The 26093-nt window shown below is 63.0% G+C and carries 21 protein-coding genes; 14 read left to right on the forward strand and 7 right to left on the reverse strand.

Translation table 11 applies throughout. The features are described from left to right. Window positions 1–69 precede the first annotated feature (69 nt). From THI_RS03800 to THI_RS03820, 5 genes are all read left to right on the forward strand, one after another. Window positions 70–786, forward strand: coding sequence for a c-type cytochrome (locus tag THI_RS03800; RefSeq protein WP_013104904.1), 717 nt, complete (start codon window positions 70–72; stop codon window positions 784–786). Between the two features lie 408 nt (window positions 787–1194). Further along, window positions 1195–3414, forward strand: a complete 2220-nt coding sequence (locus THI_RS03805; RefSeq protein WP_013104905.1) for a cytochrome c biogenesis protein ResB — start codon at window positions 1195–1197, stop codon at window positions 3412–3414. A gap of 112 nt (window positions 3415–3526) precedes the next feature. After that, the gene (gene ccsB, locus THI_RS03810) at window positions 3527–4891 is read left to right on the forward strand and encodes a c-type cytochrome biogenesis protein CcsB (RefSeq protein ID WP_049774714.1); all 1365 of its coding nucleotides are present in this window, start codon (window positions 3527–3529) and stop codon (window positions 4889–4891) included. A 222-nt stretch (window positions 4892–5113) separates the two neighbouring features. Continuing rightward, the gene (gene msrP / locus THI_RS03815; protein ID WP_013104907.1) at window positions 5114–6130 is read left to right on the forward strand and encodes a protein-methionine-sulfoxide reductase catalytic subunit MsrP; all 1017 of its coding nucleotides are present in this window, start codon (window positions 5114–5116) and stop codon (window positions 6128–6130) included. 5 nt (window positions 6131–6135) lie between these two features. Then, entirely contained in the window at window positions 6136–6894 is a 759-nt protein-coding gene (locus tag THI_RS03820; protein ID WP_013104908.1) for a protein-methionine-sulfoxide reductase heme-binding subunit MsrQ, read from the forward strand. Here the strand turns inward: THI_RS03820 and lysA are convergent. Together lysA and lptM are read right to left on the reverse strand one after the other, a co-directional pair. Beyond that, window positions 6867–8159 carry a diaminopimelate decarboxylase gene (lysA, locus tag THI_RS03825; protein WP_013104909.1) on the reverse strand — a complete coding sequence of 431 codons (1293 nt, stop codon included), beginning with the start codon at window positions 8157–8159 and terminating at the stop codon, window positions 6867–6869. The two genes, THI_RS03820 and lysA, sit on opposite strands and share 28 nt — an antisense overlap. An 81-nt stretch (window positions 8160–8240) precedes the next feature. Continuing rightward, window positions 8241–8399, reverse strand: coding sequence for an LPS translocon maturation chaperone LptM (lptM, locus tag THI_RS18355; protein WP_079668451.1), 159 nt, complete (start codon window positions 8397–8399; stop codon window positions 8241–8243). A gap of 25 nt (window positions 8400–8424) precedes the next feature. Between lptM and cyaY the strand changes: the two genes are divergently transcribed. Beyond that, window positions 8425–8751, forward strand: coding sequence for an iron donor protein CyaY (cyaY, locus tag THI_RS03830; protein WP_013104910.1), 327 nt, complete (start codon window positions 8425–8427; stop codon window positions 8749–8751). A gap of 12 nt (window positions 8752–8763) precedes the next feature. Here the strand turns inward: cyaY and THI_RS03835 are convergent, their stop codons facing one another. Continuing rightward, complete coding sequence (locus THI_RS03835; RefSeq protein WP_013104911.1) at window positions 8764–11133, reverse strand: penicillin-binding protein 1A; 2370 nt, start codon at window positions 11131–11133, stop codon at window positions 8764–8766. 397 nt (window positions 11134–11530) lie between these two features. Here THI_RS03835 and THI_RS03840 point away from each other — a divergent pair, with 397 nt between their 5' ends. The 8 genes from THI_RS03840 (at window position 11531) to THI_RS03875 (ending at window position 19713) form a co-directional block, all read left to right on the forward strand. Then, window positions 11531–12610 carry a pilus assembly protein PilM gene (locus tag THI_RS03840; protein ID WP_013104913.1) on the forward strand — a complete coding sequence of 360 codons (1080 nt, stop codon included), beginning with the start codon at window positions 11531–11533 and terminating at the stop codon, window positions 12608–12610. Between the two features lie 19 nt (window positions 12611–12629). After that, the gene (locus THI_RS03845; protein ID WP_013104914.1) at window positions 12630–13262 is read left to right on the forward strand and encodes a PilN domain-containing protein; all 633 of its coding nucleotides are present in this window, start codon (window positions 12630–12632) and stop codon (window positions 13260–13262) included. Window positions 13263–13272: 10 nt separating this feature from the next. Next, window positions 13273–13956: a type IV pilus inner membrane component PilO gene (locus THI_RS03850; RefSeq protein ID WP_013104915.1), complete on the forward strand. Its 684-nt coding sequence runs from the start codon at window positions 13273–13275 to the stop codon at window positions 13954–13956. Then, entirely contained in the window at window positions 13953–14525 is a 573-nt protein-coding gene (locus THI_RS03855; protein ID WP_013104916.1) for a pilus assembly protein PilP, read from the forward strand. Before THI_RS03850 ends, THI_RS03855 begins: the two co-directional genes overlap by 4 nt. Next, window positions 14522–16762 carry a type IV pilus secretin PilQ gene (gene pilQ, locus THI_RS03860; RefSeq protein WP_013104917.1) on the forward strand — a complete coding sequence of 747 codons (2241 nt, stop codon included), beginning with the start codon at window positions 14522–14524 and terminating at the stop codon, window positions 16760–16762. Before THI_RS03855 ends, pilQ begins: the two co-directional genes overlap by 4 nt. Before the next feature lie 71 nt (window positions 16763–16833). Further along, window positions 16834–17346 (forward strand): shikimate kinase, encoded by a 513-nt coding sequence (locus THI_RS03865; protein WP_041609140.1) that lies wholly within the window; start codon window positions 16834–16836, stop codon window positions 17344–17346. Window positions 17347–17464: 118 nt separating this feature from the next. Continuing rightward, the gene (aroB, locus tag THI_RS03870) at window positions 17465–18577 is read left to right on the forward strand and encodes a 3-dehydroquinate synthase (RefSeq protein ID WP_013104919.1); all 1113 of its coding nucleotides are present in this window, start codon (window positions 17465–17467) and stop codon (window positions 18575–18577) included. Then, window positions 18574–19713, forward strand: coding sequence for a deoxyguanosinetriphosphate triphosphohydrolase (locus tag THI_RS03875; protein WP_013104920.1), 1140 nt, complete (start codon window positions 18574–18576; stop codon window positions 19711–19713). The genes aroB and THI_RS03875 overlap by 4 nt, the downstream gene beginning before the upstream one ends. 96 nt (window positions 19714–19809) lie before the next feature. Here THI_RS03875 and THI_RS03880 read toward each other — a convergent pair whose 3' ends face one another. The 4 genes from THI_RS03880 to THI_RS03895 form a co-directional block, all read right to left on the reverse strand. Then, window positions 19810–21156, reverse strand: a complete 1347-nt coding sequence (locus THI_RS03880; protein ID WP_013104921.1) for a TolC family protein — start codon at window positions 21154–21156, stop codon at window positions 19810–19812. Next, window positions 21156–24287: an efflux RND transporter permease subunit gene (locus THI_RS03885; RefSeq protein ID WP_013104922.1), complete on the reverse strand. Its 3132-nt coding sequence runs from the start codon at window positions 24285–24287 to the stop codon at window positions 21156–21158. Before THI_RS03885 ends, THI_RS03880 begins: the two co-directional genes overlap by 1 nt. Then, window positions 24284–25378 (reverse strand): efflux RND transporter periplasmic adaptor subunit, encoded by a 1095-nt coding sequence (locus THI_RS03890; protein ID WP_050986018.1) that lies wholly within the window; start codon window positions 25376–25378, stop codon window positions 24284–24286. Before THI_RS03890 ends, THI_RS03885 begins: the two co-directional genes overlap by 4 nt. 99 nt (window positions 25379–25477) lie before the next feature. Continuing rightward, window positions 25478–25969 (reverse strand): hypothetical protein, encoded by a 492-nt coding sequence (locus THI_RS03895; protein ID WP_013104924.1) that lies wholly within the window; start codon window positions 25967–25969, stop codon window positions 25478–25480. Window positions 25970–26093: the final 124 nt, after the last annotated feature.

The following is a 26093-nucleotide window of genomic DNA, read 5'->3' on the forward strand; positions in this document are numbered from 1 at the left end:
CGGCGCAGTGCATTGTCGCTGTTTGTCACTGTTAGTCCGGCGCGGGCGAATTTCTGATGGATCGCTTTCATGCCTACCCCTTCGGTTGCAGTGCGCGTTGTCTTGACTCTTGCCGGCCTGTCGCTGGCGTCTGCTCCATCGTGGGGCGCAGACGCCCCGGCGGCGACGGCGTCCAGCGTCAGCGAAACTTCCTTTCCCGCGCCCACGTCGGCGCAGCTTCAGGCGGGCGCCAAGGTGGCGCAGACCTGCGCTGCCTGCCACGGCATCGACGGCAACGCCACTTCGACCGAATTTCCCAAACTGGCCGGCCAGCATGCCGACTATCTGGTCAAGCAGCTGCACGACTATCGCATCGCCAAGGGCGCCAAACACCCGGCGCGGGTCAACGCCATCATGAATGGCATGGCGGCAACGCTGACCGACGCGCAAATCCGAGATGTCGCGCTGTATTACAGCCGCCAGACCTTCAAGCCCGGGGTGGCCTTTGCCGACAAAAAAGAGTTGAAACTCGGCCAGGCGATCTGGATGGCGGGCATTCCCGACCGGGCCGTACCGGCGTGCGTATCGTGCCACGGCCCGGGCGGCGCGGGCATGCCTTCGCGCTATCCGCGTATCGGCGGGCAGTGGCAGGGCTACCTGGAAATGGAACTGCAGATGTTCCGTAACGACCGCCGCACCAACAGCCCGGAAATGCACGACATCGCCTCGCGCATGACCGACAAGCAGATCACCGCCGTGGCCGAGTATGCGGCTGGCTTGCGCGCTCCGTCCGAGTTGCCGCGCTGAATCGGGCCGCGCCTCGAGCCGAAAGGCGACCGATACGCTCTGTTACCGGAACTTTCGCCCGCCGGGCATGCTCTGTCCTACGGCGAGACCAAGGGTGAGAGTCAGGGGCCGATGGTTTGGGTTTGGCTTGAAATGACCCGGCACGAAAGGCCGCTCGCTCCGCGGAAAACCACGCTGCCCCAGCTTGGCGCATGACACCTCTGGCCTGTGGGATATCAAATTTGAGGTTTTTCTGTTTTGTTATATTGATTCGTTGATTTTTTCAAGCTATTGCATTTGTCATACCTGTCTTCGATGCTGTCCACCTACCCTTTTGCGGGGCGCCGCTGGGTGGTCTGATTCATCGAGGTCCGGCCTACCGATTTCCCATCGATCGCTAATCGTTCGCTGCGCCAAGTTTCCCACCGTATGTCTGCCACCCCATCGCCAGTTCCCAACACCACTCTGAGTACCTCCGGCTGGGAGCTGCAGCACGGCTCACGCGCCTGGCGCGCCTTTGTCGAACTGCTTTCGTCGATGCGCTTTGCCATTGCGCTGCTGGTGATCGTCGCCGTCGCCAGCATCATCGGCACGGTGCTCACCCAGGGACAGCCCTACAACAATTACATCAACCAGTTCGGACCGTTCTGGGCGGAAGTTTTCCGTAAGTTCGAGCTGTATAACGTCTATTCCTCCTGGTGGTTCCTGCTGATCCTGACCTTTCTGGTGGTGTCTACCAGCCTGTGCCTGATCCGCAATACGCCCAAGATCATCACCGATCTGAAGACCTATAAAGAGGGGATGCGCGAGCAGAGCATGCGCCACTTCCACGAGCGTGGCGAAACCACGTTCACCGATGGCCGCGCGGCCACCGTGGCGCATTTGACGGGCGTCATGAAGAGCCACGGCTACAAGTTCAAGGTGCAGGAGCGTCCTGCGGCGCAGGAGGGCGGTGCGGGCGCCACCATGATCGCTGCGAAGACCGGAGGCATCAACCGCATTGGTTATGTGCTGGCGCATGCCGCATTCGTGCTGATCTGCGTAGGAGCGCTGTTCGATGGCGACATGATGATCAAGGCGCAGATGTGGATGTTCGGCAAAGAGCCGCTCAAGGCGAATATGCTGTTGTCGCAGGTGCCCGAGATCAACAAGCTGTCGGTGCACAACCCGACCTTTCGCGGCAATCTGCAGATTCCCGATGGCGGCGAATCGAATATGGCGGTGCTCAGCATGGGCGACGGCGTGTTGCTGCAGCCGCTGCCGTTCAACATCCATTTGAAAAAATTCAACATCGACTTCTATTCCACCGGCATGCCGCGCTTGTTCGCCAGTGATGTGGTGATCACCGATCCCCGCACGGGCAAGAGCTTTCCGGCGAAGATCGAGGTCAACCATCCGTTGACGTATGACGGCGTCACTATCTTCCAGTCGGGCTTCGCCGATGGCGGATCTGAACTGTTCCTCAAGGCCTGGCCGATGCACGGCCCCAGCGACAAGACTTTCGATCTGACCGGCACCGTGGGCTCGGATCGCCAGCTCAGCAATGGGGCGCAGAGCATGCAGGTCGAGTTCACCGAACTGCGAATCTTCAACGTGCAGGACATGAGCCCGGCGCAGATGACCGGCGTCAAGCCCAAGGAGCAATCCTTCATGTCCGGCTTCGATCGGCACCTGGGCGCACCTGTGGCCGCGCCGGGTGAGCGGCATCTGCAGAACATCGGCCCCGCGGTGATCTACAAGATTCGCGATGCTTCGGGTCAGGCGCACGAGTATTTCAACTACATGTTGCCGGTTGAGCTCAATGGCGAAAAGGTGTTCCTCGCCGGGGAGCGCGGTTCGCTCGACGCGGGTTACAAATATCTGCGCATACCGGCCGACAGCAATGATTCCATCGACGGCTGGATGCGGTTCCGCGCCGCCTTGTTCAACTCGAAAGATCGTCAGGAGGCCGCAGCCCAGTACGTCGCCGCGTCTTTGCCGCCAGACGCGACTGCCGAGCTGAAAAATCAACTCCTGGTAACCGCCTCGCGCACGCTGGATATTTTTGCGGGTGAAATTCCCAACGATCCCAAAACCGGCAAGCCGGTGGTTCAGGCGCCCGGCGGCCTGCCTGCGCTGGCGCAGTATCTCGAAGCCGCCGTGCCGCAAGACAAGCAGCAGCAGGCGTCCGACGTGTTCGTGCGCATTCTGAACGGCACGCTGTGGCAGCTCTGGCAGATCAGCCGCGAAAACCATGGCGAAAAGCCGGTCACTCAAGACCCGGCGCATGAAAAATTCTTCGACTCGGCCGTACTCGCCCTGTCCGACACCTTTTTCTATCCGTCGCCGCTCTATCTGCAGATGACCAATTACAAGCAGATCCAGGCCAGCATCTTCCAGGTGGCGCGCGCCCCTGGCAAGGTTGTGGTCTATACCGGCGCGGTCTTGCTCATTCTTGGCGTATTTGCCATGCTTTACATCCGTGAACGCCGCGTCTGGTTTTTGGTGAAAGACCGGGAAGACGGTGGCAGCGACACCCTCATGGCCATGAGCACCAACCGTCGCACCATGGAATACAAGAAGGAATTTGAAACACTGCGCACAGCCAGTCTGGGCGTAGCATCACCCGACCCGGCGAAAGCACAATCGCCGGACACTGCCTCGACCTGAATAGGGACCCGCCATGGAACTTGCCAGCAAATCCCATAGCTTGCCACTGAACTCCAAGAGTTCGGAACCTCCGCGCCAGAACGGCATCGGTGCTTACTTGCGCCGACGCTCCATGTATGACTGGATTTTTCTACTGCTCATCGCCGGTGGTGATGCGTATGTGCTGAGCCAGTACGGCCAGAACATGAACTATTACGTCAAGCTCATTTTCCTGGGAGCGACGACGACGTTGATGTTCCTCGGCTGGGGGTGGACGGCTATCAAGAATTTGGCGCTTGTCGTGACGGGCCTGTCGCTCTTCGGCATCTGGCTGTATCAGGGGCCGGATGGGCACGCCGTACTGGCGCGCAGTGAACAGGTGTTTTTCCTCAAGTACTTCCTCGCCAGCCAGTCTGCGATTCTGTGGATGGCGTTCCTGATGTTCCTGAGCACCGCAGCCTACTGGTTCGGCATGTTCACCGGCCCGGCGCAGAATACCGCAGCAGGCATGGCGCTGGCCGGCGGAGGCGGGGCGATGGTTGGCGGCGGCGACGGTATGGTGCGCGATGCCAAGGGCTGGCAGTCCAATTTCTCGCAGTACTTCGGTTCGCGTCTGGCCTGGGTGGGCATCACCATGGCGCTGGTCGGCACCATGATGCGCTGGTATGAGAGCTATCAGATCGGGCCGGACATCGGCCACATCCCGCTGTCGAACCTGTACGAAGTGTTCGTGCTGTTCTCCTGGCTGACCACCATTCTGTATCTGTATTTCGAGCAGAAATACAAGACCCGCAGCATGGGCGCCTTCGCCATGCTGGTGGTCAGTGCCGCGGTGGGCTTCCTGCTGTGGTACAGCATGGTGCAGAACGCCTACGAAATTCAGCCGCTGGTGCCTGCGCTGCAAAGCTGGTGGATGAAGTTGCACGTCCCGGCGAACTTCATCGGCTACGGCACCTTCGCCATCGCGGCCATGGTTGGCTTCGCTTACCTCATCAAGACCCATGCCAACGAGACTTCCTTGTGGAAGCTCACGCCGCTGTGGCTGATCGGCTTTGTCATGTTCTTCGAGCCGCTGGTGTTCCGTCAGGGCGGCATCTCCGAGTACTGGGGTGTGTTCGCCGGTGTCTCGGCGCTGATCGTGGCCGGTATTCTGTATGGCCGCCGTCGCATCGCCTCGCATCTGCCCTCGCTGGAAGTGATGGATGATGTGATGTATAAGTCCATCGCCATCGGCTTCACCTTCTTCACCATCGCCACCATTCTGGGTGCGCTGTGGGCCGCCGAGGCCTGGGGCGGCTACTGGAGCTGGGACCCGAAGGAAACCTGGGCGCTGATCGTCTGGCTGAACTACGCCGCATGGCTGCACATGCGTCTCATCAAGGGTCTGCGCGGTCAGGTTGCCGCGTGGTGGGCGCTGACCGGCCTGCTGGTCACCACCTTCGCCTTCCTCGGCGTGAACATGTTCCTCTCGGGCCTGCATTCCTACGGCAAGCTGTGAGATGAACTAGCGATGTGAAAAAGGCCCTTCGGGGCCTTTTTTATTGGAAGTAGCCATGAAGAAAGACCTCCTTCACACCCCAATCCCCTCAGAGCAGGCGGGGATGGGCTCGCACTGTAAGGTTCGGCGTGTTGCAGCGACTACCCGCTGTCGCGATGGAATAAGGTCGCCCGATCTGCCGTCTATCGAACGGCATACCAGCCCGCCGCACAGGAGCGCATCATGAGCAAGCGTCAAGACCAAGGTTTCGAACACCCGCATTCTTCGGAAATCACGCCGAAAGCAGTCTATAAAGATCGTCGGCACTTTCTCGCGGCGGCCGGAGTCGGCGCCGCGGCAGGCGTGGCGGCGCTCACTGCACATCGTGCGCAGGCGACCGCAACACCTGTGCACGGCGGCCTGCCCGCACCGGGCAAGTTGCCTGCGCTGGCCGCGCAAAAAAACACCGCCCTGTCCACCACGCAGGCGACGACGCCTTACAAGGACGTCACGACCTACAACAATTTCTACGAATTCGGTACGAGCAAGAGCGATCCGTCCCAGAATGCCGGCAGTCTGAAGACCCGGCCGTGGACCGTGGTGGTGGAGGGCGAGGTGCACAAGCCGCGCACCTTCGGTATCGACGATCTGCTCAAGCTCGCGCCGATGGAAGAGCGCATCTACCGCCATCGTTGCGTCGAGGGTTGGGCGATGGTGGTGCCCTGGCTGGGCTATTCGCTCTCCAACCTGCTCAAGGCCGTCGAGCCCACGGGCAACGCCAAGTATGTGGAATACATCACCTTGCTCGACCCGGCTGAGATGCCGGGACAGAACGACCCCATTCTGCAATGGCCGTATCTCGAAGGGCTGCGCATGGACGAGGCCATGCACCCGCTCACTCTGCTCACGTTTGGCCTTTATGGCGAAGTGCTGCCCAATCAGGACGGCGCGCCAATGCGCATGGTCATTCCCTGGAAATACGGGTTCAAGGGCGGCAAGTCCATCGTCAAGATTCGGCTGGTGGAAAAGCAGCCCGTCACTTCGTGGATGCGAGCCGTGCCGCAGTGGTACGGGTTTTACTCCAACGTCAACCCCGACGTGAGCCCGCAGAACTGGAGCCAGGCCAATGAACGCATGATCGGCCAGGGTGGCGCCTTCGGCGGCCTGTTCGCGCCACGCATTCCCACGCAACTGTTCAACGGCTATGGCGCGCAGGTCGCCAGCCTGTATCAGGGCATGAATCTGAAAAAGTTTTTCTGAGCGCCATGACTACCGCGTCGTCGCTCTCTCTGCCGCGTCGGGTCTTGCGCAGCCGGGCGGTCAAGCCGCTGTTGTTCGTGCTGTGCCTGCTGCCTTTCGCCGGTTTGTTCTGGCGCGGCTGGACCAACGATCTGGGGCCCAACCCTGAACAGACCGTGATCTGGACCACCGGTCTTTGGGCACTGCGGCTGCTGCTGATCACCCTGTCGGTCACGCCCTTGCGCAAGCTCACCGGATGGGCCGAGCTGGCGCGCTTTCGGCGGATGTTCGGCTTGTTCGTGTTTTTCTACGCGCTGCTGCACTTCACCGCGTGGCTGGGTCTGGTCAACGGTTTCAGCGTTGACATGGCCTTGCGCGATGTGGTCAAACATCCCTTTGTGCTCGCCGGAATGACCGCCTTATTGCTGATGACCCCGCTGGCGCTGACCTCCACCAACGGCATGACCCGCCGTCTCGGCGCCCGCCGCTGGCAGGCCTTGCACCGTCTGGTTTACGTGATCGGCGTGGTGGCGGTGTTCCACTTCTGGTGGGGCAAGCTGGCGAAGAACAATACCGCCAGCCCCACGGTCTATGCGCTGATTCTCGCGCTACTGCTGGGGCTGCGGCTGTGGTGGGCCTGGCGGGCGGCGCAGGCCCGCCGCACTCAACTGCACCGCGCTCAACTGCACCGCGCAAGAGCTATCGATGATCAGAGCAACGATCCGACCGGAAAACAGGTCGGCAAGCAGGTCGTCAATCAGGGCAAGAGCCGTTCGCTGGCGTAGAGTTGTTCGGGCGTTTCGCGCGGGCGAATCAGCGTGGCGGTGGCGCCGTCGATCATGACTTCGGCGGGTCTGCCGCGGCTGTTGTAGTTGGACGCCATCACCATGCCGTAGGCGCCGCTCGACAAAATGGCCAGCAGGTCGCCTTCCTCCAGCACCAGCGCGCGGTCGCGGGCCAGCCAGTCGGCCGATTCGCACACCGGGCCGACTATGTCGTATTTCAAGGCGCTGCCTTCCCGTTGCTCGGCGAGGACGACGGCCTGCTCGGCCGAGTAAAGCGCGGGGCGGATCAGATCGTTCATGCCGGCATCGACCACGGCAAAGTGCTTGACCGGGGTGGATTTGAGAAACAGGGTGCGCGTGAGCAGCACGCCGGCATTGCCGACGATAGAGCGACCGGGCTCGATCACGACGGTGCGATGACCAAAACCGCGTGCGGAGATGCGCGCCAGCAGCGGGCTTAGCCATTCCTGCGGCGTCGGCGGGGTTTCGTCGGTATAGCGGATGCCCAGACCGCCGCCGAGATCGATGTGCTCGATTTTCGCGCCCTTGTGCTCCATCTGCTCCACCAGATCGAGCACCTTGTCCAGCGCGTCCAGATAGGGTTCGACGGTCGTGATCTGCGAGCCGATGTGGCAGGCGATGCCCACCAGTTGCACTTGCTCAAGCTGCGCAGTCTGCAGCGCAAGTTGCGCAGCCTGATCTTGCGAGATGCCGAATTTGTTGGTTTTCAGGCCCGTGGAAATGTAGGGATGCGTACCGGCGTCGACGTCCGGGTTGACGCGCAGCGCCACACGCGCGACTTTGCCCGCGGCCTGTGCGACCCGGTTGAGCGCGGCCAACTCGCTGGGCGACTCGACGTTGAAGCACTCCACGCCGACATCAAGCGCAAAGCGCATATCGTCGGCCGACTTGCCCACGCCGGAAAACACCACCTTGCCCGCTTCGCCCCCTGCAGCCAATACCCGTTTGAGTTCACCCGCCGAAACGATGTCGAAGCCCCAGCCCAGGCGCGCGAGCAGCTGCAGCACCGCCAGGTTGGAGTTCGCCTTCACCGCGTAACGCAGGGCGACGTGCACCGAGCTGGCCTGCGCCGCTTGGCTATAGCGTTGCGCCGCCTCTTCGATCGAGGCGCGCGAATAGACATAGGTCGGAGTGCCGAATTCAGCCGCCACGGCAGAGGCGGTGACTTGCTCGATCTTCAAGGTCGAGCCGACATAGTCGATGTGGGGATGCCCAGGCAGGGCAGGGAGGAGCAAGGTCTTCATCAAGGCGTCCGAAAAAGGGCGGCAAACAAACGTGGCAAGTAATTGCAGCAAACCGAGGCAGCAAACCGAGGTGACCAACGCTCAGCGCGGCGCGGCTGAGGCTGAATGCGCTGGGGCGGGAGTGGGCAGGTACAAGGGGCCGGTCTGTCCGCAGCCGCCCAGCAAAACAACCACCCCGAGCGCGGCCATCAGGCGTAGCAGAGGGCGCAGGTGCTGCGGTCGATTAAGCTTTGTGTCCATCGAAAATCAGTGTATCAGCCGCCCCATGTCCGACACGCTCGACGACACCCGTTATCTGCAGATTGCCGAACAGGCCATGGCCGCCATCGAAGCGGCCGCCGACGCCGCCGACCTCGATTCCAAACGCGACGGCTCCGTGCTGCGGCTGGAACTCGACAGTGGAGATCAGGTCATCATCAACCTGCAGCAGCCCACGCATCAGGTCTGGCTCGCCTCGCGCGCCGGAGCGCATCACTTTGTGTGGAGCGGCAGCCATTGGTGCGACACCCGCACCGGCGAAACGCTCGGCGCGGCTCTGCACCGGGTCATGCAGACTCTGGACGCGCCGTCTCTCGACTTGCCCACGCTGTAAGTCCGTCAGCGATCAATTACCTTTGAACAGATCGAGGATGGAGTCGCGCTCTTGCCGCGTGACCTCGGGCGGCGGCAGGGGCGCGTCCAGTCCGAGGCTGACAACCCCGCCGCCATTGGCGAAGTTGCTGTACACCGGCTCGCCGTTTTCCACCACGATGCCCGGCGGTTGCGCATAGCTGGCAACCGGCACGTTCTGCAAAGCCGTCTGCATGTAGCGAATCCAGATCGGCAGGGCCAGCGCACCGCCGGTCTCCTTGTTGCCCAGTTTCTTCGGCGTGTCGTAGCCTACCCAGGCCACCCCCACCAAGCTGGGCTGGAAGCCGCAGAACCAGGCGTCGAGAAAGTCGTTGGTCGTGCCCGTCTTGCCGTAAAGGTCGGGGCGCTTGAGCGTCGCCTGTGCCCGCGCCGCGGTGCCCGAGCGCGTGACCTCCTGCAGCAGACTGTCCATGACGTAGGCGTTGCGCGGCGAAATCACCCGCAGTTTTTCGTCGCCCGCTTGCTGCGGCCGATCCTGAAACAGCACCTGCCCTTGGGAATCGGTGATCTTGCTGATCAAAAAAGGCTTGAGCAGATAGCCGCCGTTGGCAAACACGCTGTACGCACGCGCCATCTGCAAGGGCGTGACCGTGCCCGCGCCCAGCGCCAAGGTGAGGTAAGGCGGCTGGCGGCTGGCCTCGAAGCCAAAACGGGTGCTCCAGGTTTGCGCGAACTTCGGGCCGATGTGGTCGAGCACGCGGATGGCCACCATATTCTTCGACTGTGCCACGGCACGCCGCAGGCTGATCGGCCCCTCGTATTTGCCGTCATAATTTTTCGGCTCCCACGATTCGCCGCCTGTCTGCGCCGCGGAGAAAAATATCGGCGCGTCGTTGACCACGGTGAGCGGGGTGATGCCTTTTTCCAGCGCGGCCGAGTAGATGAAGGGCTTGAAACTCGATCCCGGTTGGCGCCAGGCCTGGGTGGCGTGATTGAACTTGTTGCGCGCGAAGTCCAGACCGCCCACCATCGAAACGATGGCACCATTATTCGGGTTCATCGACACGAAGGCCGACTGCACCTGCGGCAGTTGGGTGATGACCCATTGTCCTGGCCCATCCTCCGCCAGCCACACCACCGCCCCGGCGCGCAGCTTGATGGCGGGCTGCGCCTTGTCCGACAGCCCGAGTGCGCGCACCTGCCGCAACCCCGCGCCTGAGACGGTCACGATCTGTCCCGCCTCGGTCATCACTTTCACTTCGGCGGGCTTTGCGCTGAGCACCACGCTGCACACCATGTCGTCGGCTGCGAGTCGGTCGGCGCAGGCCTGTTCGATCGCTCCGGGAATCGCGTCCACCGCACCTGGTAGATCGATGAAGGCGTCAGGTCCTCGATACGGCTGGCGCAACTCGTAAGACAGTACGCCGCTCTGCACCGAGCGCCAGGCCGCCAGTTGATCGCGCAAGCGTATGGTGGTGTAAACATTCAATCCTCGCGTGTAGGCGGCTTCGTGGTAGCGGTCGAACACCATCTGACGCACCGTCTCTGTGATGTAGCCCGCATGCACGTTGTCCTCCGTCTGCGCGGTGCGCAGCGCCAGCGGTTCGTCCCGGGCCTGTTGCGCCTGCGTCGGGGTGATCCAGCGCAGTTGCTGCAAGCGCGCGATCACATGCAACTGGCGTTGCCGCGCTCGCTGCGGGTTGCTGATGGGGTTGTAAGCCGAGGGCGCTTTGGGCAGACCTGCCAGCATCGCCATCTGCGCCAGGGAGAGCTGGTCGAGCGGTTTGGCGAAGTAAGCCTGTGCGGCCGCGGCAAAACCGTAGGCCTTGCGGCCGAGGAAAATCTGATTCATGTAAAGCTGCAGAATCTGGTCCTTGCTCATCTGCTGCTCGATCTTCAGCGCCAGTAGCACCTCGAACAACTTGCGGGTGAAGGTCTTGTCGCGCGACAGATAAAAATTGCGCGCCACCTGCATGGTGATGGTCGAGGCGCCCTGACTGCGCGAGCGCTCCAGATTCGCCAGCAGCGCACGAGCCACCCCGGGCCAATCGATGCCGCCGTGCTGATAGAAGCGGTCGTCTTCTGTGGCCAGCACCGCTTTTTTCATCAGATCGGGAATTTGCCCAATGGGCATGAACACCCGGCGCTCCTCGCCAAACTCGCCCAGCAGCGCGTTGTCCGCCGAATACACCCGCAGCGGCAACTGGGGTTGATAGTTCTGCAATTCCGAGATGTCGGGCAGTCGCGGCCAGCTGAGCGCCAGCACCAGCCCCACAACCAGCGCGGCCGCGATCAGCAGCCCCACGACCGTGACCACCAGGCCGATCAGGGCGCGCAGCCACCAGGGAGAGCGAGCGCGCGGGCGCGGCGTCGGAGAGGGCGAAGCGGTAGAGGAAGAACTCATTGAGGCGGGCGGACGCGAAGTTCCGCAGGAGGCTTACGCGGCTTGCGCGCAGTGGAGAAGGAGGCCGCCGCACGACCCACGAGCAAACGCTTGGAGAGGGCGGAAAGAAAATTTTGTTGCAAATTATAAAAATCCCCGCCGTTGTGCCGTAAGAAATCACAAATGCTCACCCGCCTAGCCGTCGTGGGAGTTTTGCAACGTTTTTCTGCTGGGCCGGGGTTTACACGTTAGTACATCAAGGACTTGTTGGTAGGATCGAAGAAAAAATCTGAGTTCGTAGCGCAAACAAACCGGGGTGCAGGTTGACGCACCAACAGGGGCTGGCACGCATTTCGGTGCACCAAAAGCTGGCCTACGAGCTTGCGCACAATGTTGCAAATCAATCGGGGGGTCTTCAGTGGCCACATTTGGCAGTCTGTTTCGCAAGCGCTATGCGCCAATGATCGGGCTGGATATCAGCAGTTCCAGCGTCAAGCTCGTTGAGCTCGATATGGATGACCGCGGCCAGTACACCTTGCTGCGCGCCGCCATGGAGCCTCTGGAAAAGGGTTCCGTGGTCGATGGCAACATCGAGAAGCTCGACGATGTGGTCGAGGCCGTGCGCAAGGTCGTCCGCAAGAGCGGCACCAAGGCCAAGCAAGTCGCCATGGCCCTGCCGCCGTCGGCCGTCATCACTAAAAAGATTGTTCTTCCGGGCGAGTTGCGCGAAGAAGAAATCGAAGTGCAGGTCGAAAGCGAAGCCAACCAGTACATTCCGTTCGCTATCGATGAGGTGGCGCTCGATTTCAGCGTCCTCGGCCCCAGCAGCACCTCCCCTGGCGACCAGGAGGTGCTGATCGCCGCCTCACGGCGCGAAAAGGTGGATGATCGCCGCGGTATTGCCGAGGCGGCCGGTCTCAAGCCCGTGGTGATGGATATCGAAGCCTTCGCCTCGCGTCTGGCCGCGCAACGTCTGATTGAGCGTCTGCCCCGCGCCGGGCTCGACTTGCTCGTGGCGCTGTTCGAGGTGGGTGCAAGTTCCACCAGTCTGCAGATTCTGCGCAACGGTGAAACCCTCTACGACCGCGATCAGGCCTTCGGTGGCGCCCAGCTCACCCAGATGATCGCCCGCACCTATGGTTTTTCGCTCGAGGAAGCCGAGGCCAAGAAACGCGCCGCCGACCTGCCGGACGACTACGCCACGCAGGTGCTGGCGCCCTATATGGACAGTCTCACGCAGGAAATCGCGCGGGCGCTGCAGTTCTTCTATCGCGCCACGCCGTTTGGCCGGGTCGACTACATCCTGCTGGCCGGCGGCTCGTCGGCCTTGCCTGGTCTGGCGGAAAAAATTACCGCAACGGCTTCGGTGGCCTGCATGGTCATCAACCCGTTTGAGGGCATGGCGGTTGCCGAATCCGTGCGCGAAAAGAAGCTGCGCAGCCAGGCACCGTCCTATCTGACCTGCTGCGGCTTGGCGATGCGGCGTTTCCTGCAATGACGCAGCAACGGGATCTGTCATGAATATCGTGTTGATCAATCTGCTCCCCCACCGGGATGCCAAGCGCAAAAAAAGGCGCGAGGCCTTCTATGCGGGAGTTTTTGCCTCCATTGTGCTGGGCGGGCTGGTGCTGGCGCTCGGCTATACCGTGCTGAGTGAAATGATCACCCAGCAACAAAGCCGCAACGACTTCCTGAAGGCGGAAAACGCCAAACTCGACAGCCAGATCAAGGACATCGCCTCGCTCAAGGCCGAGATCGAAGCGCTGCGGGCGCGTCAAGATGCGGTTGAGGGTCTGCAGGCCGACCGCAACCTGCCGGTGCACCTGTTCGACGATCTGACCAAAGACACGCCGACCGGGGTTCAGCTCTCGCAAATTCGCCAGGACGGGGCGACTGTGCTCATTCAGGGCGTCGCGCTCAGCCAGGAGCGCGTGGCCGACTTTCTGCGCAATCTGAGCCGCCCTGACGGCTGGCTCGAAAAGCCTGAACTGATCGAGATCCGCTCGCAGATTGCTCCCGCTGCGGCGGGCAATGCGGCGCGCGTCGTGGCGCAGTTCCAGTTGCGCGCCACTCTCAAGCGGCCCACGCCGGCGGGCGCCGCCTCGGGTGCCACTTCAGGTGCGGCGCCAATGGCCAAGAATCCTTCGTGAGGCGACACTGATGGCGACCTCCAAACTCTCAAAAATCGACCTGAACGGTGCGTTTCAGGATATTTCGGCACAGTTCCGCGGGCTCAACCCCAACGATCCGGGCGCCTGGCCGGCCTGGCCGCGCAACACCGTCTATGTCGCTGCCTTTTTGCTGACCCTGGGGTTGGGCTGGTATGCCTGGCTGTCGGGCACGCGTGACGAACTCACCTCGGCCCAGCAGCAGGAAGTCACCCTGCGTCAGGAATACAAGAACAAACTCGAACAGGCCGTCAGCCTCGATCTGCTCAAGGCGCAGAAAGCCCAGGTGCAGCAATACGTGGCCCTGCTGGAAAAACAATTGCCGAGCAAGGCCGAGATGGACGCCCTGCTCTCCGACATCAACCAGGCGGGCATTGGCCGCGGTTTGCAATTCCAGCTGTTCAAACCGGGTCAGGTGGATGTGAAACCCTATTACGCCGAACTGCCGATTTCGATCAAGCTCGACGGCGGCTATACCGATCTGGCGGGCTTCGCCACCGATATCGCCAAGCTCTCGCGCATCGTGACCCTCAACAACATCAGCCTGACGGCCAATACGGGCAAGACCGGCGCCCCGATGGTCATGGACGCCACGGCCAAGACCTTCCGCTATCTGGACGCCGATGAAATCGCCGCCCAGGCCAAGCAGGCGAAAAAACCGGGAGGGGCGAAATGAGTTTGCACCGCGTTAGCCCATATCAGCACTTTCAGCGCTTTCGTTTGCCGCTGATTTCTGCGGCCCTGTTGTCAGCGGTACTCCTGTCGGGCTGCGGCCAGCAGCATGAAGATCTGCGCGAGTGGATGGCGCAACAGCGCGCCAGCATGCACCCGCGCATCAAACCCATCGAGCCGCCCAAGCCTTTCATTCCTGCCGTTTACGACCCGTCGATCGGCACCGATCCGTTCTCCACGACCAAACTCGAAGTGGGCGTGCGACAGGAGGTGCAGCAGCTCAACCCGCTGCTGCAGGCCGAGCTGGCCCGTCCCAAACAGCCGCTTGAGGCGTATTCACTCGACCAGATTCAAATGGTGGGCAGCGTGAAGATCAAAGGGCAGCAATACGCCCTGCTCAAGGCGGGCAACCTGTTGTACCGGGCGCATGTCGGCGAGTATGCCGGCCAGCACTTCGGAAAGATCATCAAAATTACTGATAGCCAAGTCGATTTGAGGGAACTGGTGCAAGACGCCACAGGCGATTGGGTCGAGCACCCGGCAACCCTTCAATTGCAGGAGAGCACACAATGAAGACGCCTTTCAAACGGCCGCTTTTTAACGGATTTCTGGGGACGGCACTGTTGACCGTAGCGGTTGTATTGGGGCTTGGGGCCGTTCCGGCTTACGCCGCCAGCAACGCGATCCAGAACGTCACCGCCAGTCGGCAGGGCACGGAAACCGTGGTGCAGGTCAATCTGGCGCAGCCTCTGAGCGCCGCGCCCAATGGCTTCGTGATCGACCAGCCGGCTCGCATCGTGCTCGATTTTCCCGGCGTTGATTCGGCGCTCGATCGTCAGACCGTCAACTTCGAGCAGGGCAATCTGCGTTCGGTCAACGTGGTGCAGGCCCAGGGCCGCACCCGCATGGTGCTCAACCTGCGCCAGTCTGCCACCTATAAAACCCAGTTGGATGGCAATCGCCTGCTCGTGCTGCTCAATACCACGCATGAACAAGCGGCCGCGACTTCTGCCGCCACGGGGGCTCCGCAAGCCCAGACCGTGCACTTCGCCGACAACCTCAACACCCATCAAGTTGCGCTGCAGGCCATCAACTTCAAGCGCAGCACCGACGGCGCGGGCCGCGTGATCGTCAACTTGCCCAACAATCAGGTGGGCGTGGACATTCACCAACAGGGCCAGAATATCGTTGTCGATTTCCTCAAAACCTCGCTGCCCGCCGACCTGCGCCGTCGCCTCGACGTCACCGACTTCGCCACCCCTGTCACCTCCATCACGACCTTCCAGATGGGCGACAACGTGCGCATGGTCATTCAGCCCAATGGCGACTACGAGCAAAGCGCCTACCAGGCTGACGACCAGTTCGTCGTCGAATTGCGCCGCACCCAGCCCAACCCGAATGCCCTGGTGCAAGGCAACGGCCCCGGCTTCCACGGCCAAAAGCTCTCTCTCAATTTCCAGAACATCGACGTGCGCTCGCTGCTGCAAGTGTTCGCCGATTTCACGCATCTGAACGTGGTGGTCAGTGATTCCGTCACCGGCAACCTCACCCTGCGACTGAAAGACGTGCCTTGGGATCAGGCGCTGCAAGTCATCCTCCGCGCCAAGGGCTTGGGCGAACGCAAGGAAGGCAATGTGCTGTGGATCGCACCGCGAGACGAAATCCTCGCCCGTGAAAAGGCCGATCTCGAGGCGAAAAAATCGCTCAGCGCCCTGGAGCCGGTGAAGTCAGAGACCTTCCAGCTCAACTACCAGAAAGCCGCTACCGTGGTCGCCATGCTGACGGGCGCCGCTGGGGGCGTGCAGTCTGGCACGACGGCAACGCCTTCTCCGGTACTGTTGCCCGGCCTGTCCAGTTCCGCAGCGCCCACCTCGCGCATCCTCTCCCCGCGCGGTACCGTGCTGGCTGACCCCCGCACCAACCAGATTTTCGTCACCGACATTCCCTCCAAGCTCGAAGAAGTTGCCCAACTCATCGCCAAGATCGACAAACCCGTGCGCCAGGTCATGATCGAAGCGCGCATTGTGGAAGCCAGCGATCAGTTTGGACGCAGCCTTGGGGTGAAGCTGGGTTTTCTGAACAACAATCTTCCGGGTACGGGAGGCAATACACCTGGAGTCTCTGTTTCGGGTGATTATCTCGGTGTCTCCCAGCAGACTGGTCAAAATAATGCAACCGGAGCAACGGTAACAGACTCTCAGTTTGTCAATCTTCCCGCGTTTGGTTTAGCTGGTAGTTTGTTGGCGGGCGCAACGCCAAGTTCGTTAGGCATCAGCCTTTTCAACGCAGCGGCCAACCGTTTCATCAACCTTGAGCTTTCGGCCATGGAAGCGGATGGCAAAGGCAAAATCATTTCTTCGCCGCGCGTCATCACAGCCGATTTGAGCAAGGCCACCATTGAACAGGGGACTGAAATTCCTTATCAGCAGGCCACTTCCAGCGGCGCGACCGCAGTGACTTTCAAGAAGGCAGTTTTGAGCTTGGATGTCACTCCGCAAATCACGCCGGACGGGAATGTAATTATGAACGTGGAGATTCACAAAGACAGCCCGGGTGCCTCAACGGCAGGTGTGCCCTCCATCAATACCAATACCGTGGCTACCCAGGTCCAGGTGGAAAACGGCGGTACCGTGGTGCTGGGTGGTATATACACTTCGCAAGAGCAGAATCAAACGGATAAAGTGCCGCTGCTGGGGGATATTCCGGTCCTGGGAAATCTATTCAAGAATAATAGTAAAATGTATAACAAAAATGAATTGATGGTTTTTCTGACTCCAAAAATTGTGACCTCCGCGGATCTAACGCACTGATTTTTGCCGATCAAAAATTCTCTACCGTTATCAAAAGGTATTTTATTAAAAGTATTTATTTGATTGGCCTCATGGGCGCCGGCAAAACTACCGTCGGCCGTACGCTCGCGCAACGCGTCGGCCTTCGGTTCATCGACAGCGACCATGAGATCGAGCGCGAGCAGGGCTGCACGATTGCGGCCCTTTTTTCTCGGCTGGGTGAGGCGGGGTTTCGCGAAATCGAGGCGCGCGCTATTGACGCGCTGACGCAGCTCGATGGCATCGTGCTCGCTACCGGGGGCGGTGCGGTGCTGAGGCCGGAAAACCGCAAGGCGCTGCACGAAAGGGGCACGGTGGTCTATCTGCGCGCCAGCCCGGACGATCTTGCGCATCGCTTGCGCAACGACCGCAATCGGCCTTTGCTGCAACAAGGCGATGCGCGGGCCAAGCTGCATGAATTGTTTCGTGTGCGCGATCCTCTGTATCGGGAGACGGCGCATTTCGTGATGGACACGGGGCGGCCTTCTCCGGCCCTGCTGACCAATATGGTGCAGATGCAGCTTGAACTCGCCGGGGTGTTGTCGGCGGCAGATCGGCGGGATTGAGTGCACAGGCGTATGAACGCTGGCCCGGCTGGGAGATTCCTTGGCGCCGGGCCGCACTTTGATGCGGCCTTGACGCGGCTTTCTACAATCGGGTCCTGCTTCAGAACAGGATGCTCACATGACCACGGTTCGCATCGCGCTCGACATCCGCGCGTATGACATTCGCATCGCCAGCGGCTTGCTGGGTGCGCCCGACACTTTCGCTGCGGTTGCCTCGCCTAAAGGCACGGCACTGATTGTGACCAACACCACGGTGGCCCCGTTTTATGCAGCCCGTCTGGAGCAAAGTCTGCGGCCGCATTTCGCGCGGGTGCTGCGCTGCACTCTGCCCGATGGCGAGCAGTACAAGACCTGGGAGACGCTCGACCAGATCTTCACCGATCTGCTGCGCCACCAGTGCGACCGCAAGACCACGCTGTTCGCGCTGGGCGGCGGGGTGATTGGTGACATGACGGGCTTTGCCGCCGCCAGTTACATGCGGGGCGTGCCTTTCGTGCAGGTGCCCACCACGCTGCTGGCGCAGGTGGATTCTTCGGTGGGGGGCAAGACCGCGATCAACCATCCGCTGGGCAAGAACATGATCGGGGCCTTCTATCAACCCCGGCTGGTGGTGGCCGATCTGTCCACCTTGCGCACCCTGCCGCCGCGCGAACTCTCGGCCGGTTTGGCCGAGGTCATCAAGCACGCGGCGATTGCCGATGTCGATTTCCTCGCCTGGCTGGAAGCGCATATCGACGCGCTCAGGGCGCAGGACGATGCCGCCCTGGCCGAGGCCGTGGCGCGCTGCTGCCGCATCAAGGCGCAGGTGGTGGCGCAGGACGAAACCGAGACCGGGCTGCGCGCCATCCTCAACTTCGGCCACACCTTCGGTCACGCCATCGAGGCCGGTATGGGCTATGGCAACTGGCTGCACGGCGAAGCGGTGGGCGCGGGCATGGTGCTGGCTGCCGATCTGTCGGTGCGTCTGGGCCTGCTCGCCCCTGCGGATGCCGAACGGCTGGCGCGGCTGATCGCCCGCGCCGGTCTGCCCGTGCGCGCCCCCGACCTGGGCGCCGAGCGCTGGGCCGAGTGGATGCAGGTGGATAAGAAGGCCGAGGGCGGCGAAGTGCGTTTTGTGCTGCTCAACGGGCTGGGGCGCCCGGTGCTGCGCGCCGCGCCCATGACGGAAGCGCAGGCCAGCATAGCCGCGCATCTGCAGCCGTCGCAGCCGCAAGCCGTGCCCTCGGCATGACGCTTGCCGCTTACGCCTGCAACGACGCCACCTCTCGCGGGCGTGAACATGCCGAACCGCCGCCGCTGGATCGCACTGGCTACCAGCGCGACCGCGACCGCATCATCCACAGCTCGGCCTTTCGGCGGCTGGAATATAAAACCCAGGTGTTTCTCAATCACGAGGGTGATCTGTTCCGCACCCGCCTGACGCATAGTCTGGAAGTCGCGCAAATCGCCCGCGCGCTCGCCCGGGCGCTGCGCTTGAACGAAGATCTCACCGAGGCGCTGGCCCTGGCGCACGATCTGGGACACACGCCTTTCGGCCATGCCGGGCAGGATGCATTGGGCGCCTGCATGCGAAAACATGCCCCCCAGGGCGGCGGTTTCGAGCACAACCTGCAATCGCTGCGCGTGGTCACCACGCTGGAAGAGCGCTACGCCGCCTTCAACGGCCTGAACCTCAGCTTCGAAACCCGCGAGGGCGTGCTCAAACATTGCTCACGGCGCAACGCCGAACATCTGGGCGAAATCGGCGCGCGCTTTCTGCAGGGCGGCCAACCCAGTCTGGAAGCGCAGATCACCAATCTGGCCGACGCCATCGCCTACAACAATCACGACATCGACGACGGCCTGCGCGCGGGCCTGATCGACCTGGAGGAGTTGCAGACGGTGCCGTTCTTCGCCGGGCACCTCGACGCCGTGCAACGCGCCTACCCGGCCGTGCTGGGGCGGCGGCGCGTGGCCGAAACCATCCGCCGCATGATCTCGGCGCTCATTGCCGACCTGGTGGCCGAAACGGCGCAGCGCATCCGTCAGTCGGGCGTCGATTCGCCCGACGCCGTGCGCGCCGCGCCGCCACTGGCGGCCTTCAGCGCGCCGGTGCAAGAGCAGTTGCAGCAGCTCCAGCAGCTTTTGCTGCACCGCCTCTACCGACACCCCGACGTGCTGCGCAACACCACCAAGGCGCAGCGATTGCTCACCGAATTGTTCGAGGCCTATCACGCCGATACGCGCCTTCTGCCGCGCGCCTATCAGCGGGAGGACGCTGCCCGCCAGCCCCGCGCCATCGCCGACTATCTGGCCGGCATGACCGACCGCTACGCCATCCGCGAGCACCAACGCCTGTTTTCCATGCGCGACTGGCCGGTGTATTGAACCTATATGGCCCTTCACATCAGGGTACCCCGAAGGAGATCAGAAGCACTCGGGTTGGCCTAGCGTGTTTCTCACGCACCAGTCTCGTTGGACAGCCTACGGCGTCAGTTCGTAAAGCAAGCCGGTTTGCAGCTTGAGTTGAGCGCTGGAGGTCGCCGCGTCGAAACGCGATTGCAGTACCAGCTTGGCGGACTCCAGCGCATTGCGCCGGGCAAGCAGCCAGTCCGACACACCCACTTCGCCCAGCTGATAGGCGCGCAACATGCGGTTGCTGGCCTGGGTCTGCACCTGCGCGGCCTGTTCGGTGGCTTTGACCGCAGCCTCTTGCGCCTGGGCATCGGCATAAAGCCGCTGGAAGTCCGCTTCGACCTGCGCTTGCAGATCGCGCAGTCGCCACTGCGCGGCATCCGCTTCGGCTAGCGCGGCCCGCTCTTGCGACTCGCGCGCCGGGCCGCCAAACGGCATCGCGAACTGCAGGCCGACGATGCGTTCGCTGCCCCCACGGTCCGACCCGATGTAGGCGCCCACCGTCGGTTGCGGCGTGCGCGCGGCATGGGCTTGCGCAACCATCGCCTGCGCCTTTTGCAGCATGGCGCGCTGTTGCAGCAGCAAGGGGCTGGCTTGCACCGCCCGCGCGCTCAGTTGCTCGGCGTTCAGGCTGGGCAGTGCGAGCGCGCCGGGATCGGTCTGACCTTGCAGACTGCCGCTGCGCGACAGCGCTGGATAGCGCGCCAACAAGGCGGCGCGGCTGCTGGCCGCCACGCCCTGCGCGCGCAGCAGGGTCGATCGCGCCCGGGCCTGTTCGGCCTGCATCTGCTCCAGCTCCAGCACGCTGGCGTCCCCCAGAGACTGGCGACGCTGCAGCGCCTTGACCTGGGCATCGATCAAGTCGAGATCCTGCTGCGCCAGCGCGGCCTCGGCCTGCGCGCGCTGGGCCGCGAACCAGGCGGTCAGCAAGGCGCCGAGAAACTGCTGGCGCGTCGCGACCAGTGCGGCCTGCGCCGAAGTCTGCAACGCTTCGGCCATGCGGCCATCGGCCTGCGCCTGCGACGGCAGACGCAACTGGCGGTTGATGAGCAACTGCCATTCGTTGTAGCGCCCGCTGTCGGGCGCAGACTCGATGCGGCGCTGCTGCACTTGCGCCTGGCCGGTGAATTCGTTGGTTCCGGCGCGCAGCACGGCGCCATTTTGTGCCGCAGCCTGTTGCAGGGCTTGCGCCTCTTGCAGCGCGGGTGTTTCGGCCAGGATCTGGTCAACCGCGGCGATTTGCGGCAGTGTCGGGCTGGGCAGTTCGCTCAAGGCGGGCAGGGCGGCTTGCAACGAAGGCGTATCCGCCGACTTGGCCCATGCCTTCTCGGCGCCCCAGGTGGGAGCCGCGGTCAGCGTAAGGGCAAGCGCGGCACTCAATGCACTTAAGGTAAAGGGTTTGGATAGCGGTTTCATTAGACGTTCTCCGTCTTTTGGGTTGCGGCTTCGGTCTCGCGCGCAATGCGCGGCAGACCGAAGCGGGCAAACATCAGGGGCAGCAGCACCAGGGTCAGGGCGGTGGACGTGATCAATCCGCCGATGACCACGATGGCCAGCGGCTTCTGGATTTCCGAGCCCGGCCCGGTGGCCGACAGCAGGGGGATGAGGCTGAACGCGGTGATGGTGGCGGTCATCATCACCGGCCGCAGTCGGCGCATGGCGCCATCGCGCACGGCCTGCGCCAACGGAAGCCCGCGCTGCAGCAACTCGTTGAAATGGCTGACCAGCACCACGCCGTTGAGCACGGCAATGCCCAGCAACGCGATGAAGCCCACCGAGGCAGGCACCGACATGTATTGGCCGCTGGCCCACAGTGCAATCACTCCGCCGACGAGAGCGAAGGGAATGTTGGCGAACACCAGCACCGACTGCCGTACCGAGCCGAAGGTGGTCATCAGCAGCACGAAAATCAGCGCCAGCGCCACTGGCACCACCAGCCCCAGGCGCGCAGCGGCGCGTTGCTGGTTCTCGAACTGGCCTCCCCACTCCAGCCGTGTTCCTTCCGGCAGTTTCACCTTGGTGGCCACGGCCTGCTTGGCGTCGGCCACATAGCTCACCAGATCGCGCCCGCTGACATTGGCCTGCACCGCGGCAAAACGGCTGCCGTCTTCATGCGCCACCAGCACCGGACCTTGCGTGGGGGTGAGGCGGGCGAGTTGCGACAGCGGGTAGGCGGTGCCATCCGGCGCGGTGATCGATACCTGGGCAAACGCCTGCGGATTGCTGCGCAGATCGGCGCCCCCGCGCAGCAGCAGCGGGGTGCGGCGCACGCCTTCGAGCACCATGCCCTGCGGCTGGCCTTCGACCAGGGCGCGCAGGTCTTGCTGCAGGCTGTCCACATCGAACCCGGCGCGGCCCGCGGCAAGACGATCGACTTGCACGGTGAGGTATTGCACGCCTTCCGGTCGGGCGGCGAGCACTTCCTGCGCGCCGGGCACGGCTTTGAGCGTCTCGGCCACCTGTTGCGACAGATCGCCCAGCTGGGCGATGTCGGGGCCGAAGATTTTCACCACCAGATCGCCGCGGCTACCCGTGAGCATTTCGGACACGCGCATCTCGATCGGCTGGGTGAAGCCGAAGTCCACGCCGGGGAAGCGTTCCAGCACCTTGCGCATGGCCTCGATCACCTCGTCTTTGCTGCCGCGCCACTGCGACATGGGTTTGAGCACCAGGAAGGTGTCGGTCTCGTTCAGCCCCATGGGGTCGAGGCCCAGATCGTCCGAGCCGCTGCGGGCGACGATGGACTTGATCTCGGGTACCTCTTTGAGCAGCGCCTGCTGCACCCGCAGATCGAGCGCGGCGGTCGCGCCCAGGCTGACCGAGGGCAGCTTTTGCAGTTGCACGATCACATCGCCTTCATCGAGCGTGGGCATGAAAGTCTTGCCCACCCGGGTGTAGGCCCAACCGGCAGCCACAAGCGACAACAGCGCCACGGTCACGACGATGCGGGTGTGATTGAAGCTCCAGTCCAGCACGCGCCGATAACCCGCGGAGAGCTTGCGCACCAGCCAGGGGTCGGTGTGCGACGCGGTCTTGAGCAGTAAAGAGGCCATCACCGGAACGATGGTCAGCGCAATGAGCAGCGACGCGCCCAGCGCGAACACGATGGTCAGCGCCACCGGGCGGAACAGCTTGCCCTCCAGCCCTTCGAGGGTGAGCAGCGGCAGGAACACGATGGCGATGATGGCCACGCCGGAAAGCACCGGCCCCGACACTTCCGACACCCCGCGCAGGATGCGTCCCAGACGGTCGGTGGTGGCGCCGCCCGGGTTGCGATCCGGCGCGTGCTCAGGGTCGTGGCTCATGTGGTTCACCAGGTTTTCCACCACCACCACGGCGGCATCGACCAGCATGCCCAGCGCAATGGCCAGACCGCCCAGACTCATGAGGTTGGCGCTCAGTCCAAACCAGCGCATGAGAATGAAGGTCGCCAGGGCCGATAGCGGCAGGGTGATAGCCACGACGAGAGCTGCGCGCCAGTTGCCGAGGAACAGCAGGAGCATGACGATCACCAGCACTACGGCCTCTCCCAGCGCTTCGAGCACGGTGCCCACGGCGCGCTCGACCAGCTGGCTGCGGTCGTAGAACACCTTGATGGTCATGCCTTGGGGCAGACGCGGCTCCAGCTCGGCCAGGCGTGCTTTCACCCCGTGGATCACCTGCTGCGCATTGGCGCCGCGCAGGCCGAGCACAATGCCCTCGACCGCCTCGCCCTTGCCGTTTGCGGTGACGATGCCGTAGCGCGTGCTGCTGTCCACACTGACCTGCGCCACATCGCTGATGCGCACCGGCGTGCCGCGCACATTGGCGACGACGGTGTTGCGAATGTCGTCGGCATTGGCGAATGCGCCCTGCACCCGCACGATGCGGGTCTCTTCGCCTTCGTCCAGGCGGCCGGCGCCGTCATTGCTGTTGTTGACCTGCAGCGCGGTGCGCAACTGATTGAGCGACAGTCCCCAGGCGGCCAGCCGCGCCGGATCGGGCTGCACCGCGAAGGCGCGTACATCGCCGCCGAGCATGTTCACATCGGCCACGCCGGGCACGGTGCGCAGCACCGGGCGGATGAGCCATTGCAGCGCGCTGCGCTTCTCTTCCAGGCTGGCCGGTCCCTCGATAGTGAACATGTACAGGTCGGACAAAGGCGTGGTGATGGGGGCGAGCCCGCCCATCGCCGAAGCCGGCAGGTCGCCGCGCACATTCGCCAGCGCCTCACCCACCTGTTGACGCGCCCAATACACATCGGTGCCCTCGACGAAATCCACCGTGATGTCGGCAATGCCGTACTTCGACACCGAACGCACGATGCGTTTGTTGGCAATGCCCAGCACCTCTTGCTCGATGGGCAGGACAACTCGCGTCTCCACCTCTTCCGGGGTCATGCCCGGCACTTTCATGATGACTTTCACCTGCGGCGAAGACACGTCGGGAAAGGCGTCGATGGGCAGCGCGCGCCAGGCAAAAATGCCGCCCGCCACCAGCGCCAGCATCGCGCCGAGGGTCAGCAGGCGTTGGCGCAACGCGCCATGCGTGAGAAACATCAAATTCATGGCGCCACCTCGCCAGCGGCCGCCTTGATCGCCACGACGCCGGTGGCTGCCACCTTGTCGCCAGTCTTCAGCGGGCCGCTGACCATCACCGCGTCATTCAGGCGACCGGCCACGGTAACCGGCACGATGCGAAAGCCCTGTTTCGTCACCGTGAGCACGACATCGCGGCCATTGATCTGCGTCACCGCGGCGGGCGGCACACGCCACACCCCGGCTTGCGTCGACAGGTTCAGACGCGCCTGCACCACGGCGCCCGCTTGTAGACCGCCGGATTGGGTGACGCGCACGCGAATCAGCACGCTCTGCCCCGCGTTCAGCGCGGTGGACTTGGCCTGCACCACCCCTCGCGCCTGCAGTGCGGGCACCTCCACTTCGGCGCCCACCTGAATGCCGCTCGCCTGCTGTGGGCTGGCTTCCATTTCCAGCCACAACTGGCCTTGCTGCGCAATGCGGAACAGCGGCGCGGCCATATCGACCCGCTGGCCTGGCAAGGCTGTGGTTTCGGTGATGACCCCGGCAATGGGGGCGCGCAAGAGGGCCACGCCGTTGAGCGCTGCGCCACCTGCGGCCAGCTTGAGCGCCAGATTGCGCTCGGCCAGCATGGCTTGCGCCTCGCGGCTTTGCGCGCGGGCAGCCTCGAGCCGGGCGCCGGGCACGATGCCCTCGTTCACCAGCGTGGTGTCGCGCTGCAACTGGCGCTGCGCCAGGTCGTATCGGCTTTGCGCCTCGCTGCGCTCGCGCTGCAACTGGGCAATTTGCGGGCTGCTGAGCTCGGCCAGCGGCTGGCCACTTTTCACCGTATCGCCCGGGTTGACCAGCAGGCGGGTGATCATTCCGGCGGCAGGAGCAGAAACAACAGCCTGCTGCGAGAGCGGCACGGCCACGCGGGCGGGCAGGTCGATCTGCGCGGCCGCGGCGGCCTGCACCGTGGCAAGCCGCACGCCGAGCGCGGTCTGCTGGTCGGCCGTCATGGCGATGACGCCGGGCGAGGCGGGTTGTGCGGCGGCAGGCAGGGAAACGAGCGCCAGGCTCAACAGGCTGGCGGACACGGCGCACGCCAACGGGCTGCGCGACAAAAAGAATTGGGGCATCTTGCATCCCGGCCATGCGCCGGGCTCCATCTGGGACTGAGTGGCATCTTGCGCGTGACAGGTTGCACCTGTGTTTCACGCGTGTTGCGGCAGAAAAAATCAGACCAGAGTGGAGGGCGGAGCCTGACCGGGAGGCGGCAGGCCGTGGTGGACGCGCGGAAGCGCGTCGTCAGAGAGTTGCGGCCAAGAGATGAGCTCGGTGACGGCCAAGGAGTGCTGTGACGCGAGAGCAAACGTCGGCAGCACGACTTCGGTGTCGATCAATACGCTGGCCAGGCGGATCTGGGAAAGCCGGGATTGGGCGATGCCCGAGGCCAATTCCACATCGCTGGGCTCGGGGGTCTGCAGCGCAAAGCCCGACTGCTGCGCCGTATGCTGAGGGTGGCTGGCAAGGCAGGCCAGGCCGTCGGGGCTTGATTGCAAACTGAATTGCGGACTGGCCTGCACTTGCGCCGCGGCCGTCAGCGCATGGATGTGCCAGCCGCTTTGCACCGGCTGGCCCAGATGCCCATGAATGAATGGCGCCAACCCAAGCAGCAGCACCAGCATGGAGAACCAGGCTGTGCGCAGAGTGGAGAGGGCTTTGGGCATGGGCAAAATAAGTGAATTTGTAACAACTATAACCAGACCCACAAAAACCCGTGCGAATGGGGGGATTATTGGGGGCTCGGCATCCAGCGGGTGCGCCATGTCGGGCTCAGGCGCAGACGACGAT

Source organism: Thiomonas arsenitoxydans (assembly GCF_000253115.1).
Lineage (GTDB): Bacteria > Pseudomonadota > Gammaproteobacteria > Burkholderiales > Burkholderiaceae_C > Thiomonas > Thiomonas arsenitoxydans.